General features: G+C 37.1%; 6 protein-coding genes. All 6 read left to right on the forward strand.

Annotation, left to right across the window (positions count from 1 at the left end):
- Positions 1-956 precede the first annotated feature (956 nt).
- Entirely contained in the window at positions 957-5,687 is a 4,731-nt protein-coding gene (locus M666_RS12655; protein ID WP_029446148.1) for a hypothetical protein, read from the forward strand.
- A 137-nt stretch (positions 5,688-5,824) separates the two neighbouring features.
- A complete protein-coding gene (locus M666_RS12660) occupies positions 5,825-7,897 on the forward strand; it encodes a fibronectin type III domain-containing protein (RefSeq protein ID WP_029446149.1) in 2,073 nt (690 codons plus the stop codon).
- 3 nt (positions 7,898-7,900) lie between these two features.
- Positions 7,901-11,284 carry a T9SS type A sorting domain-containing protein gene (locus M666_RS12665; protein ID WP_029446150.1) on the forward strand — a complete coding sequence of 1,128 codons (3,384 nt, stop codon included), beginning with the start codon at positions 7,901-7,903 and terminating at the stop codon, positions 11,282-11,284.
- Positions 11,285-11,372: 88 nt separating this feature from the next.
- On the forward strand, positions 11,373-12,653 hold the full coding sequence (locus M666_RS12670) for a PKD domain-containing protein (protein ID WP_193353724.1): 1,281 nt from the start codon (positions 11,373-11,375) through the stop codon (positions 12,651-12,653).
- A gap of 1 nt (position 12,654) precedes the next feature.
- Positions 12,655-14,121 carry a hypothetical protein gene (locus M666_RS12675; protein ID WP_151198053.1) on the forward strand — a complete coding sequence of 489 codons (1,467 nt, stop codon included), beginning with the start codon at positions 12,655-12,657 and terminating at the stop codon, positions 14,119-14,121.
- Between the two features lie 153 nt (positions 14,122-14,274).
- Complete coding sequence (locus M666_RS12680; RefSeq protein ID WP_029446153.1) at positions 14,275-16,644, forward strand: TonB-dependent receptor; 2,370 nt, start codon at positions 14,275-14,277, stop codon at positions 16,642-16,644.
- Positions 16,645-16,705 lie beyond the last annotated feature (61 nt).

Here is a 16,705-nt window from a genome sequence, read left to right on the forward strand (position 1 = left end):
AAATAGCGGGTATGCTTGTAGCGTTGTGAAAATGATAAAAAGTACGAGTGCACCTACTAAATGTTAGAGTAGGGTATACCTTTAAATTACTTTTAGTCATGAATTGCTAAGGCAACAATACGCTCCACGTGTACGGTGTCCATATCTTGAAATTTAATATGTACAGCACAGTAAGCGGTATTAGATACGCTTAAATTTTCTTAGTAAAACACAACTTTTAGCAAATGCGTTGAGGTGAAAAGATTTTTAGCTGATAAAAAATTAAAGAATAACAAGTTGGAATCTCGCTTGTTGCACGAGAGTAGGTTTTAAGTAGTAGTGTTCTCATTTTATTGTAATTAAGTTGATAAATAAATCTTTGGGGATTTTAGAATAAAGGTAAGTATTATGTATATATACTATAGTACACTATTTTAGCAATTTAGTACCCTATTTTAACCTGTTTAGTTGCTTCCAAAATTAAATTTTCAAGAATTTAATTTATTTTAAAACGCTAAATAGGGGCTTCTTTCTTTCCTATTTCGAAATTATTTTTTTTTCACACCTGTCCATGCTTTGTCCTGACTAAAAAGTTTTTAATAAAATAACTTACGCTTTGTAAGTCTTTGTTTTTGTTGGTGTTAAGGTCTTATTGTGTTCTTTTTGTTTTTTTGGAAATTTTTATGGACCTACGCGGAAACGACCACATCATGTCCATACTTTGTCTACCACCGATATTAGGTAAGCGTTTTGTTTGTCGCTAGTTTTAATCAGATAATCGTAAAAACAAGTATAAATGGAACTACCCAATTTAGACAAGTTAGAAGCTGTTTTTTGCATGCTTTTGTTCCTGTTACTCTATAGTGCTTTATAAAATAGTAGTCATCGTATGCACTGCTTAGAAAAAATGTTCGTCACCCTTTAGGAGGTGAATTACATCCAATCCTTTTTAATCATTATTAGTTAATCCATAACTTATGAAGTACAAAAAAAGATCCAAATCTATTTTTTTGTTAGTCATCTTATTCATTTTTCCGCTCGCTAGCTTTGGAAAGCTACATGTGCCGGTAACCTTTGTTTTAGGAGATACCCTACCAAAGCAGAATACAATAGCCTTAGAAGCTAATTTGAATTTAGAAGCTATTTTTTCTTTTCAGAATATTAAAAAAGAATTTCCTGTACCTACCCTTGTAAAAAATAATAGGAAGACAGCAGCTGCGGTATTAAAAGAAATTGAAGCAAAAGATGCTTGGGTAAATATCATTTCTGGTGCTACAATTATGTCACTGCCAGTAGGGATTAAAAGCACCGTAAATGAGGTAGAATATGCTATAGGAATAGCCAAAGCTACGATACAGAAAGAGTATACGGAACTAACTGTTTTTGTAAGAGCTATACTTCCGCAAACAGATGAAAACGGAGAGCCTGTAGAACTATTTTTTGGTGCAAACCATATAAAGCTCTCTCATAATGGCGGCATTTTTGGTGATGGTAATTTAGTACTACTCGGAGATATTCAAATTCCGTTCAATGCAGGAAATTGGCTGTTAGAACTTAAAGGAGGTTTTGATAGGGAATCTGGAGCAATAGAAGACCTAAGTTATGTAACTATAGATTGTAGTGGCGTTAAAGAAATGGGACTTACGGCAGAAATTCAGTTTTCTAGAAACTTAATTTTGCCGGTTACAGAATTAGGAGAATTATTACCGGAAACAAAAACTATAGAGCGCTTAGATGAAACTTCTGCGGAGGTACCTAATAGGGTGACAGGTAAATTTTCTATTGTTGCTTCTGGGTGGAATGATATTATAACATCTATAGAACTTCAGCCTTTTGTCTTGGCTAAACATCCCAACAAGTTCGTGTTTAACTTAAGCCAAGCCGAACTAGATTTTAGCGATCTTAGAACCCCCGATATTGCCTTTCCAGAACATTATCATGACCAAGGACTGTTACTGCCTAATGTAAATACGTGGCGCGGTATATATGTAACATCATTAGAAGTATCCTTGCCAAAAGTATTTAAAACTACCGAAAGTATTGAAAATCAAGAGCGTGTAAGTTTTGGTGCTACCAACATGATTATTGATAATAATGGAGTATCTGGGTTGTTTTCTGCAACTGATGTTATTGCTATAGATAACGGAAGAACAAGTGATAAAAAAGCTTGGGCCTATTCCGTAGATCATATCGCTTTAGAAATTACTACCAATAGAATTACCAGTGCTGCTTTTGATGGACAACTGTTATTACCCATATCCACATCAAAAAATACAGCTAAAGATAAAAGCAAGAAAAGGCCGAAAGATGCTAGTAAGAAAATAGGGATCGCTTATGAAGGCCTTATTAGTGAAGAAGAATACTTGGTGCGTGTAGCTACATCAGATACGTTGAATTTTGATGTGTGGCAGGCTAAAGCGCAATTACTACCAGATTCTTTTATAGAAATGAAGGTTGTTGATGATAGTTTTAGGCCCAAAGCCGTATTGAATGGTCGCATGGCAATTTCTGCAAATCAGAAAAATAGTTTAGAGAACGAGGGGCAAGTAGCTAAAGATTCTAGTGTATTAAATTTTAAGGGTATTGACTTCCAAAATCTTGTGGTTCAAACGGAAGCTCCTGTTCTAACCGTAGATTATTTTGGGTATACGGATGAAGTAAAACTGGCCAATTTCCCTGTTTCTATAGCCGCTATTGTTTTCTCCGCAGATGAAGTTGAGGCAAGCTTAGCTTTTGATCTAAAAGTAAATCTTATGGATAAAGAAGCTAAAGGATTTGCTGCAGATGCTAGGTTGGCAATTATAGCAAATTATAGCGAAGAAGAGTATGTACAGCAATGGAATTATGACAGTTTTGATCTTTCTGAAATAGTTATTGATGCTAATTTAGGAGCTGTTCAAATACAAGGAGGGGTAACCCTTATGATTGATGATCCCATATATGGCAATGGTTTTTCTGGGGAAATAGAAGGGACATTTAGCACTTTTGGCCCTATTACGTGTAAAGCAATTTTTGGAAAAAAAGAATTCAACTATTGGTATGTAGATGCTGCGGTGCACGGACTTAAATTACAGGCAGGCCCCGTACAGCTATCTGGTTTTGCGGGTGGCGCTTTTTATAAAATGAGCAGAGAAGCCAATGGTGATCCAGATTTTTCTCCTTCCGGCCTTTCTTATATCCCTAATAAGGAAGCAGATTTAGGAATGAAAGCTATGGTTTTTGGGGGCATTCCAGATGAAAATGCGATAAGTATTGGTGCTGGTTTTGAAATAGAATTTAATACAAAAGGGGGCGTCAATAGACTAGGATTTTATGGGGAAGCACAAATGATGAAAGCTTTTAATTTCCCTAATCCCGTCGCAAAATTATCAGACAAGCTCAATAAAATGGCCGACACCAAAGTAGTTAACGGGGTGATGGATAGTAGGCTCGGAAAAACATTTTTAGAAAAAGCAGATACCGAATATGAAACTGAAATAGTTGGTGAAGCAGGTATTACTGCTAAAATGGGAATGGAGTATGATTTTATAAATAAATCATTTCATGCCACTATGGATCTTTATGTGAATGTAGAAGGAGAAATTTTGCAAGGAGAAAGTTCTGGTGGAAGAGCTGGTTGGGGTGTTTTTCATTCTTCAGAAGAGGAGTGGTATGTGCATATGGGAACACCAACAGATAGACTTGGTTTAAAACTTGGGGTAGGGGAACTCTCTGCAAAAGCTAGAAGTTACTTTATGTTAGGAGACAACATTCCCGAAAGTCCGCCACCACCACCAATCGTTGCCGAAATTTTAGGTGTAGATGCAGAGACCTTACAGTACACAAGAGATGAAAACGCCTTACGAGGTGGTAAAGGTTTTGCCTTTGGGAGTGATTTTTCTGTTTCCACGGGTGATATGGAATTCTTAATGTTCTATGCAAGTTTCAATGCAGGCTTAGGATTTGATATCATGCTAAAAGATTTTGGTGAAGCCAAATGCGTGAATACAGGAGACCAAGTAGGTATAAATGGCTGGTATGCAAATGGACAAGCCTATGCGTACCTACTAGGAGAATTAGGAATAAACGTAAATCTCTTTTCTGTTAAAAAACGAATTCCGATAATCAATGCTGCAGCTGCAGTACTCTTGCAAACAAAAGCACCAAATCCGGTATGGATGCGTGGCTATGTTGGCGGACATTATGATTTGTTAGGAGGATTGGTAAAAGGAGAGTTTAATTTTAAAGTAACCATAGGAGAAGAGTGTGAGTTTGAGAATAGCGCGCCGTTAGGAGGCTTGAAAATAATAAGCGATCTAACGCCAAGAGATGGGGAGACCAAAGCAGATGTATTTGCTACACCACAAGTCGCATTTAATATGGAGGTAGAAAAAGCCTTAACCATTCCTGAAGTAGATGGCGACCACATTTACAAAATAACCTTAGAAGGGTTCAAAATTGCAGATGAAAATAACACCCTTATTTCTGGAGCCCTAGAATGGGGAGAAAATAACAGTACACTAACTTTTGTGCCCGTAGATATTTTACCTCCGGCAACAAAATTAAAGGTGAGCGTAACAGTTGGCTTTAAAGAGCGAATTAATGGTGTGTATCAGGTGGTAATGATTGATGGTGTTCCTGCGATTGAAACCGAAGAACGTTCTTTTATCACAGGAGAAGCACCAGCCTATATTCCTTTAAAAAACATTGTATACTCATATCCTGTTATCGACCAACAATATTACTATCCAAAAGAGTATGCGAAAGGGTATATACAATTAAAACAAGGCCAGGATTACCTGTTTGATGATACACAATGGAAAAGTGAATTAGTGTTAACAGATGAACAAGGCACAGCGGTAAAGACGTCATTTTCTTATCATTCTGGAAGCAATACACTTAATTATACCTTGCCCATTTTAGATAATTCGGCAGCATATACCTTATCTATTTTTAGCACGCCTAAGACTACCAAAGAGGCTACATCGACAGGAACAAGTCAGAAAGATACAGCTCTAGGGAATCAGAACACGGTAGTCATAACCGAAAACCAAGCGCAATCTGTTTCTAAAGAGGGAGTAATTGAGCGTATTGGATATAATTTTAAGAGTAGTGCTTACAATACATTTGCTAAAAAAATACAAGCTATAAAGGTTGCTAATTATGCTTGGGGTAAAATTGCGAATGATGTGGTTTACCTATACAATACCATAGATCATCATGAAGCTTTTGAAACGGCAGAATTGGTGGGTACGGTTTATACGGGTCATCAACCAATGGTGGTAGCAGAATCTGATTTGCGCGACAGCTATTTTACAAAAGATATTAATCCTATACTCTATCAAAAATACAGCTCTGGGGCTTATAAAATAGAACGCCCTGAAACGCCTTATGGCCTTCCTCCCAAAAAGGCTTTGCCTTTATTTTCAAATTACGTTACCAGTATTTCGTATGGTGTAGATAAGGGTTGGACAAGGACACATTTTCCATACCGTTACAATTTGCCAGAGCTCTACAAACTAGATTATGTCACTACCAAAACTAAAGTATTAAACGCTTTTGTAAATGGAAAAATTTCTAGACACGCACCGGAAGCTTCCATTTTAGATACAGCCTATAAATTTATGCCAAAAGGATCTTATCGTATTAAAATACAATATATCCTACCTGGTAATAGACTAGGAAGTTCCGCCACAGTAAACTTTAAAAACCCACTAAATCTAGAGTAACAAATGTCTAAAAAAGATAGTAAACTAAAATCATCAGGCAGCTTTGAAAATGATATGTTCATTTTTAGAGCAACCTATACAAAAAAGTAAGTACGCTTAATTACAAATTGCACCAATCCCAAAATTTTAAAAACTAAATGAGAGTATTACTAGTTATAAGCTTCTTTTTCACTGTCATGTTTTGTTTTGCTCAGCAACAAGATAGTATTGCAACGCCAACTATTCAGGTCATTGCAAGAGCGCAACAAGATAAAATTTTGGTGCGTTGGGCGCCTACAGATGCTGTGGTTTGGCAAAGAGCTAATACCTATGGCTATACGTTAGAGCGCTTTACAGTCTATAGAAATGGAAAGCGATTAGACACGCCTGAAAAAAAGCAAGTAGCAACGCACATACTTAAACCAGCTCCCTTAGCATCTTGGGAAGGCCTCGCCTTAGCAAATGATAATGCAGCCATTCTTGCACAAGCCATTTATGGAGACGATTTTGAAATTGGTTCAGAAGAGGGGCAGTTATTGGCGGTTGTGAATAAAGTAAAACAATTGGAACAACGTTTCTCTTTTGCGTTGTTTGCCGCTGATATGAATTTTGAAGCTGCAAAATTAGCCGGTTTAGGTTTTGAAGATACATCCGTAAAAAGTAATGAAGGATATTTATATCAAATAAATACTGCGATTCCATCGGATTTGGCGGTTGTAAAAGAAGGCGTAGTTTATATAGATGCTTCTGAAACAGACGCCTTGCCCGTACCCATAGATTTGGTTGGTGTTTTTAAAGATAAAGAGGTCATCCTTACCTGGGAATATGAACTGTTCAAAAGTATTTATGCTACCTACTATATCGAACGCTCAGAAGATGGTACACATTACAAACGTTTGGGAGATTTGCCTTTGGTAAACCTAAACAATACAGAGCATTCGCCAACAAAACGAATGTATTATATAGATACGCTAGCACAAAACAATAAGCAATACCATTATAGGGTATCAGGGATTTCTCCTTTTGGAGAAGAAGGAAAACCCTCAAAGGCGATTGTAGGTCAAGGACAAAAAGCATTATCAGCGACTCCATTTATTATCAATCATGAACTATTGGTGGGCACTGGAGCCAAAATCTATTGGGATTTTCCAAAAGAAAAAGAAAATGAAGTAGCAACATTTGAAATTAGAGCAGCAAGTAAAGACAATGGTACTTATAAAATTCTAAAAGATGGAATCTCCCCCCAAACTAGAACAGGAGAAATAGCGGCCCCCTTCAGTGTAAATTACATCAAAGTAATAGCCATAGGCAAAGACAGTACAGAGACCGCCTCATTCTCTGCGCTAGTACAGCTTATAGATTCTATAGCACCAGCAAAGCCAACAGGCTTAAGGGGTGTTGTAGATAGCTTAGGGGTCGCTATAATTTCATGGGAACCGAATATGGAAAAAGATATTTTAGGCTACCGTATTTTTAGAGGTAACCTTAAAGATGAAACCTATGCGCAGATTACTATAGATCCTTTACAGACCAATCAATTTATAGATACGGTACAGTTAAATTCTTTAAATACTGATGTATACTATACAGTAGTAGCAGTAGATCACCGGTTTAATACCTCTGCATATTCAGAAGTATTAGAACTTAAGAAGCCAGATATCATTCCCCCATCAGCGCCTGTCTTTAAAAATTTTAAGGTGTTACATACAGGCGTTTCCCTTTCTTGGATCAGCAGTAGTAGTACCGATGTAGCGAAACACCAACTCTTTAGAAAAAGCACAAAAGCTTCTGGTATTTGGGAATTGGTATTTGAAACAAAAGATACGATTACTCATTTCAAAGACACTAAGCTTACTGCAGCTACCAAATATACCTATGCCATAAAAGCGGTAGATGAAAGTGGTCTTAGCTCTGAAGATTCTCCTACCATCACCATAAAAACAGCTTCTAATACGGAAGATGAGGTTATAAAAAACTTGCATGCGGTAGTAGATAGGGACCATAATACGATTAGGTTATACTGGCGAAAATTACCTGATAGGATTAAAGAGTTAGTGATTTTTAAATCTAAAAAAGATGGTAAACCAACTACATGGAAACAATTGCCCGCTGCTCTTACAGAAATTATAGATAAAAATATCTCTCCGAGTAACAGGTATATCTATCAAATACGTCCCGTGTTTGAAGATGGTAGTTATGGCCACTTAGAGACCTTAGAAGTAAATTATTAAGTTATGAAAAAGCTATTGTTTTTATTGTTTATTATAGGCAGTTCTGTTCTAAATGCCCAGAATTCTAGGATTGAGATTTCCGATTTTAGTTTTGAAACGCCCGAATTTGTTTGGGGAGAGGTTTGCGAGAACTACGTACGGCTTACTGTTTCTTTTGAAGATGGTACTTCAAAAGTTTTTTTTGATCAAGAGTTTGAAAAGCTAGGGTTATTTACTAGTCCTGCTCCTAAAGCTTTCTATGATTTCCCTGGAAAAATCATTAAAAGTTTAACTGTCAAACAATTTTCTTTTTTAAAGAATACTTCAGTTAACTGTAATCATGACCCACTCTTATATGCATCACAAGTTGAGAAAAATTATTATATGTACAGGGATAATAATTGTCATTCTCGTAGGCATGATGAAGTGGGTAAGGCATCTGAACAACCTTGGGGGTTATTTCTAGAAACTAAAAACACGTTAAAATTTAATTTCAAAATGTCAAATAGTTTTGACGTTCTTAATGATCCTATAAGAACACAGTTAGGCTACGATGACCTTATTACCATTAACGCGACACCTTTTTTAGATTTTTTATTATATCAGTGGCAGTATCAAGTGGTATCTAAACGTGGCAATCTACCAAACCCAAATTCTTGGATAAATTTACATCAACCAATGACTTCTTGGCGTTTAGAATTTACCGCAAATGCAATTCTACCAAATTCTTCTATTGGCAAGTATATTTATTTTAGAATAGAACCTTGTAATTATCAAATTCCGGGAAATATAGTCGGTTATGACATACTTCCTTCGGCTCCTAAAATAATCAACTATACTACAACTCCTGTTACTTGTTATGGCGCCAATAACGGTACCGTAACCTTACAGTTTAATAAAAATTTAGGGGACAAAGAGTCCTTAGCTATAGAGGTAGTAGACTTATCAAAACAAATTAATGATATTAAGAGCAGTGAACCTTTGTATGAGGCTGTAATTCCTGGTTTTTCAATCACTTCTAAGGATATCATAAATAATAAATTAACAATTACAGGTCTTAGAGGTAGCAATGCTGAGAATTTTAGGATTCAGTTTCTTGGAGGTTCTGGTCTTTTTGCAGGCGGGGCGAAACATACTATCGATTTTAAAATTTATGAACCAGATTTTGTTACCTCAAAAATAACAAGATTTACAGAGGTATATTGTAAAGATGGTGCAGATGGCACAATTACAATTGAAGCAGATGGTGGTTCAGAAACGGGGTATCAATTTTCCATTGTTAACGATGACGGTTCAGATGGCACTTGGATTCCTTTTACCAACGGCAAATCTCATACGATTACAGATTTACGAGCAAATACCTACAGCATAAAAGTTAGAGATGGTAATGAGTGTGTTGCTAAAGAACTAGTACCTGATGCGGATGGTAATGATACTCCCGACCAAGATGAAGATTTAATTTTAGAACAATTAATTGAAGAACCTACAAGCGTACTTGCCTTAGAATTTTTAGCGGTTACTACTGATAGAACAGCGATGAGTAATGACGCTAAAGCTTTTGGTTTTACAGACGGTCGTATTACTGCTGTTGTTACTGGGGGTACAGCCCCTTATACGGTAGAATGGAAGAATAAAAATACTGGAGTTGTAGTTACAACAGTTTCTAGTACACCTTTTGATGACGTTGAAGAAAGTCAAACTTTTACTTTAAACACTATCGGAGAAGGTACGTATACCTTAACAGTTACAGATTTCAATCACACCCAAGCAACACAAAAAGCAACTTGTTTTGCTGAAGGAGATTTTTCAATTACGCAACCAGATAAGTTATTGTTAACGCTAGAAGAAACAAATCCTGTTTCTTGTAATAGTTTCAATGAATTTAATGATCCTGTGGGCGATGGAGAATTGGTGGCTCACGGTACTGGTGGGGTACAATTAAATATGTTAGAAAACAATGGTTTACCCTATTATTATACTTGGAAAAAAGAGGATGAAAATGGCGTTTTTCAAGAGCTTCTGGAAGAAAAAGATAGTATTCTAAGCAATGCAACGGCTGCTCGTTATTCGGTCAATATTAGAGATGCTAACGGTATTCTCATCGGTAACTATGTAAACAATAGTTTGGATACTGAAACTGATTTGATTCACGATTTACTAGACCCAGAACCTTTAGTAATTACATTTACCAAAGGAGATTTAAAATGTTCTGATGGTACTGAAGGTTGGGCAGAAGCTAACATTACTGGTGGTACAGGTAACTATACCCTAAAGTGGTCTAATGGTGCTACAGATCCTAAAATTAAAAATCTAGAAAAAGGCAGCTACCTTCTTTTTGTTACCGATGAAAAAGGGTGTCAGGCTACCAGCCAAGTGCGTATTGAGGCTCCAAATGTTCTGGATATAGCTATTTTAGAACAAAATGCTCCTGTGTGTAACAATGGTGCGGACGGGGTAATATCTTTAGGAATTAGTGGCGGACTAGAAGAATACACCTACAGCTGGCTTAAAGAGGGAACACCCATTACAAATCATTCTGGTTTTTATGCTAATAATTTAACGTCAGGAGACTATACCATTACCGTTACGGATGCTAACTTATGTTCAAAAACAGTAGAGATCAATTTAGCAAACCCTAGTCTTGATTTAATAAACTTAGGAGAAGATAGGTTGCTGTGCGGTGGACAAAGTATAGTATTAGATACCACCTATCATAGTGAGGGTACTACGTATGTATGGACCTCAGATACCGGCTTTACCAGTACATCTTCCACTATTGAAGTTACAGAAGCAGGAACCTATACGGTGGTTCTTACCACACTGCTTGGTTGCAATGGGGGAGATAGTATCACTATTTCAATAACAGACACCCCAATAGATGCACATTTTATTGTGAGCACTCAGGCTTTTGCTGGTGAAGAATTGGCACTAGTGAATATTAGTGAACCTTTAGGAGATACGGTGGAATGGTTTTTTCCGCCCGAGGCTCAAATTATTGCCGAAACCAAAGAGAATGTTATTCTTCTTTTTGATGCCCCCGGCGCCTATGACATCATACTCCGTACCAATCAAGGTACTTGCTTTTTAGAGTATATGAAAACCATACGTATTGGAGAGGCTGCAGATATCCCAGATATCGGAGACGCAGAAACCCCTTTTATTCAAGATTTTAAAATATTTCCCAATCCCTCTAACGGAGATTTTTCCGTAAGCATTAACCTAACAGAAGCCAGTCCTATTTCATTAAAAATATTCAATATGGCTTCTCAAGGATTGGTACATGAACGTCAAGAAAAAGCAGCAGCTAGTTTTGAATTAGCCTATGGGGTTACGCTGGCTTCAGGAACCTATGTTTTATTGTTAGAAACGGCAAAGGGTAGTGAAATAAGAAAAATTATTATAAAATAATATGAGCATCCTAAAACACACCGCTTTTTATTGTTTTTGCGTACTAATAGTTTGCTTTTTTTGTGCGAGCTGTTCCAAGGAACAGGCGGTGCCTATAAGCTTAGATTTTAGTATAAGCATTGTAGATGATGACTACTCTGTACCTGTAAAAGTTAAAGTTTTAAACCAAACATTTGGTGCAGATGCCTACTCTTGGACGTTTAGTGGGGCAGACCAAGAGACTAGTACTAGTAAAAATCCGGGAACTTTAGTCTATTCTAAATTAGGCACCTATACCATTTGGTTAGAGGGGTCTAATAAAGATGGGGAAATAGCACAGAAAGAAATCACCTTTACCTTAGATGCTGCGGTTGTCGTAGATTTTGATACCGAAATTGAGACCAATAATTTTGCCCCTGCTTCGGTCTTTATATATAATAAAACCCAAGGCGCTACAAGCTATTCGTGGACTTTTGAAGGGGGTTCGCCAGCAACAAGTACCCAAGAACAACCGGGAGTGGTGCTTTTTACAACTCCAGGAGCGCATCGTATTAACTTGGTCGTAGGGAATGGCAGAGAAACGCATGAACTAGAAAAAATAATAACGGTTGCCGAAGGATTGGATGTCGCTTTTGATTGGGACGTAGCTTTTCAAGACGACGATCTTCAAATTCCCGTAAGCTTGGTGATGCGTAATTCTAGCAAGGGAGTGTTAGCCTACCAGTGGAGCTTCACCAATGCCACGCCATCTACAAGTACAGAAGAAAACCCCAGTGTTACGTTTACGAAAGAGGGTACCCAGACCATAACGCTAACAGTGTTTAACGGAAAAGAATCAAAAGCTATTTCTAAAACCATAGCCCTGATTGCCAATACCAATCTTAGAACGTTTACCAATGTAAAATTCGGAATTAATACCGCTCATCATAACAATACGATAGGGGCATTTTTCTCTGCCACAACCAGAGAAGTATACACGAAAGAAAGCAGAAATACGGTAGAAGGAAACGCAATAGATCTGGTGTTTTTTGGTTTAGGAGAAGATTTTTCCTTTAACAAATTTGTTGCTCCAGATGACCTGAGTAGTACAACCTTTCCGGTACTTGAAAATGCACAGCATACCCGTATTATAAATTCTCAAGAGCAATGTATGTGTGCAAGCACATTATCGGCAGTAGAATTTGATGCGATTACCACTGATGTACTGCTGCATAATTTACACCTAACGGAAACGAATGGAGGTGCTCTGCATTTCACAGCTGCTATAGTACCTAGAGTGGTGTTATTTCAAACAGCTGATGGTAGAAAGGGAGCGATAAAAATAAAAGAATATGTCAAAGATGGTCTCAACTCTTACATCCTAACCGAGATCAAAATTCAGAAAAAATAAGATGACGATACGTAAATTAATACCTTGTCAGGCAAGCAGATGGAGCGCATTTATGCCTAAATTTTTAATACCAGTACTATGGATACTTATACTCTTTCATGGTTCCGTTTTATCGGCACAATTATTCCCGGTACAAGTAGCACCACAACTAGTGCCCCCATACAGTTTAAAGCTATCCGATTATAGCACCACTACGAGCGAAAAGTTATTGGTAAACTTACTTTTAACCGATGTAAATGAATCTGATTTGCAGGTAAGGTTGCGTTTTTCAATCTCTGGAAATAGCGTACGGATACAATCTAGAAATTACGTGCAAAACGCTGCTCCCATACAAATTACTGGCGGGGTACCCTTACGTTTGTCTAATTTAGATTTACGACCTTATTTTGATTTTCAGAATCTTGAAGGTATTACGCTTAATGAATACAACAAACCATTACCCAGTGGTTTATACCAGTTTTGTTTTGAGGTTTTTGATTGGGCAACAGGCAGGCCACTATCTGTGAAAAAATGCTATCCGGTATATCTGTTTCTTAATGATCCTCCTTTTTTAAACTTACCGCAGCGTGGAGCACAAGTACCCGCCAAAGAATTACAGAATATTATTTTTCAATGGACGCCTAGACATGTAAATGCGACGGGAGTGGAGTATGCTTTTGAACTCCGAGAACTTTGGGACACACAGGTAGATCCTCAGACCGCCTTTTTAGCAAGTCCGGTATTATACCAAACTACCAGTTTTGCCAATACTTTACTCTATGGTCCGGGAGAAACAAGCTTGTTGGAAGGTAAAAATTATGGCTGGCGTGTGCGTGCTATTGTTAGTGATGGTATTAGCAAAGCTGCCGTCTTCAAAAATGATGGGTATAGTGAAATATTTTACTTCTCTTATACGGGGCAGTGTGAAGCTCCTCAATATATTTTAGCAAAATCTGAAGGTACTACGTCCGAGAAAATTACATGGCAAACCAATCCTAATCACCTAAGCTACCAAGTGCAATTTAGAAAAGCAGAAGCTGGTAATGCTAACAATGGCGTTTGGTTTGAGTCAGAACTGGTAGAAACAACAAAAGAGCTTTTCTTTTTAGAGAAAGCAACCACGTATGAGTATAGAGTTGGTGGGCAATGTATGCAAAATGGCGGATACAGCTATTCCGCCATTCATACATTTACCACACCTTCTCAGGAAACAGCAAGTGAGTATAATTGTGGGATACCTCCAGAAATTATCATCACAAACCAAGAACCTTTACAAGAGCTTAAGGTAGATGATGTTTTTACTGCTGGTGATTTTGAGGTTACGGTTAAAGAAGTATCTGGCGGCAATGGTAGCTTTTCAGGTAGGGGCTTTATTGTAGTTCCTTATTTAGGAAATACAAAACTAAGTGTGGGTTTTGATGACATACACATAAATACAGACAAGCAATTAACCGATGGTTTTGTAGCAACCGAATATACTCCGGAATAGGAAAGAAGGGAAGAGAGACTTTTGTAGGATCTCTTTCAAAGAAGTAAACACTTATGTAGCGCACAGGAAAGCTATTGAAAAATGGCCGATAGTGAAACCATAAATTCCCCCAAAGAAACCTAAGCATCATCTTTAACCAAAGAGCTCTTTTTGTTGAAAAACCTATTGTTTTTAGTTGTTATACTACTTCCTGCCTTTGTATGTTCACAAAGTGTAGATTTAGAAACGTTCGGAAAATCTTCCCCTTTTAAAATAGGAGGTGGTATTTCTGCAAGTTCTGTATTTTATAGTAGCAACCAAAGAAATAATAGAGCACCATTTACCTATTTTGCACAAGGGAACCTGAATATTAGTTATTACAATTTTTCTATTCCCATAAGCTATAACTATTCCAATCAAGGAGCGCAATTAGGGTATCAGTTGCCATTTAATTTTAATAGATTAAGTCTTCACCCAAAATATAAATGGGTAACGGCACACGTGGGAGATGTGAATATGAGCTTTTCTCCGTACACCTTAAGCGGACACCAGTTTTCGGGTGCAGGAGTAGAATTGCAACCCACCAAAGCAATTAGCTTTAAAGCTATGTATGGCCGCCTTGTTAAAGCAATAACTCCTACGGAAGATGACCGTACCTTAGCTAGTTACCAAAGAATGGGTTATGGTTTTAAAACAGTCTATGAGCAAAAGACCTATACCGTTGGGGTTTCAACTTTTTATGCCATAGACAACCAAAATTCTATTGCGATAAACCCAGATGAGGAAGGGGTGTTTCCCAAAGAAAATTTAGTCCTAGACGTAGAAGGGCGTGTAGCATTAAGCAAAGATTTAGAACTAAATGCAACCTATGCCACTACCATCCTTACACAAGATCTAAGAGCACAAGAAACTTCAGAATCTACCAAAGGCGTACTCCGTAAACTATTTAATAACAGAGCCTCTACGGAGTATTACAATGCTTATAAATTAGGAGTAAAATATAGTGTGTATGAGGCTACTTTAGGAATAGATTATGAGCGTGTAGCTCCCGGATATGAAACCCTAGGGGCCTATTTTTTTAATAACGATTTTGAAAACATCACCCTTAATCTCTCTCGCCCTCTTTTTAATCATAAAGTTAATTTGAGTTTTAATGTAGGGTATCAAAGAGATGATTTGGAAGACCAAAAGGCCAACCCAACGAGTAGGTTTGTAGGCGCCATTAATGCTACATACACGCCTTCTGAACGCTTGTCTTTGACAGGTTCCTATTCTAATTTTAGTACCTATACCAATGTAAGGAGCAACCAGTTTGAGGATATTAATGATGCCAATCTTTTAGACAATGTCGTAGATACCTTAAACTATAAACAGGTATCGCAGAACGCCAATCTTAACATTAACTATATTTTATCGAGTACCAAAACAAAAAATGAAAATCTAAACCTGAACTATAATGTGAGTGATATATCAAACGCACAAGGAGGTGTGGTTCGAGTAGGAGATGCTTCTGTTTTTCATAATTTTTCTACCGCGTATACCTATGGGATCAAGGAATTACATCTAAACATTACACCGGCAGTACATGGTACTTATAATACTATAGGATTAGAAGATGCCATTACTTGGGGCCCCACCATAAGTGTAAAAAAAGGTTTTTTAAATAATGAATTAAAATCGGTCCTATCCTCTTCCTATAATACCGCAAAAAATACAAGTGGAGCTATAAAGACCACAAATCTAAGAGGAGGAGTTTCGTACGTTTATTTAGAAAAGCATAATTTGAGTCTGAATGCCATTCAGTTGTTTAGAAGCACACCTTCTGTTTCTGGCTTAAAAGAGTTTACGGCAACCCTAGCTTATAACTATTCTTTTGATGTAAAAAAACCTAAAATAAATTGGAAGAAAAAAGACCGGAAGCGCAGGGCTAAAGACAGTATACTTACCTTGAATTATAAAAAGTACAAGTATGTAGCTTATGCGGAGACTATTGCAGATACCATATTGCAACTAACTAAAAGTAGTAAATTTGGAACCCTCCCTGACGATAAAAATCTGGAACTACAAGGTTTGGCTGAGGTAATGGTAAAAGCTATTGATAAAAGAGAAGTGGTGTTTAAAGAAAGTGCTATTGCTTATTTAAAATCTGTAGATGATTTTAAAAAATTCCAAAAACAGTATACGGAGTATGTGCTCAGCGCCTACACTAAATTAATAAAAGATGCAGAAGCTATAGATTACCAATTAGAGAAAGAATTTTTACGTTTAAATGCAGAAAATAATGACACTAAAATTAAAAAGACGGCCGAATTTAAGGCGAATATAAAAGTGGTAAATGACCGGTTTGAAAATCATCGAACAATGCTTAAGGGGATGCGCGCTTGGGATATTATGAAAGAAATTAATAGCATCCGTTTAAATAGGTTTAAAAACAAGCATATTAATAAAGTATACCTCATGTACCGCAATGCAAAAACCGATGCTGAAATCATAGATTTTTTAGAGTACTATTTGGCGGACTTATACCATAAGCAGATGAGGTAGGAAATGGTTGGAATAGTAATTTTTAGATGTTACAGACATAATAAATCTAACTGTTAACGGG

Source organism: Cellulophaga baltica 18, assembly GCF_000468615.2.
Classification (GTDB): Bacteria; Bacteroidota; Bacteroidia; order Flavobacteriales; family Flavobacteriaceae; genus Cellulophaga; species Cellulophaga baltica.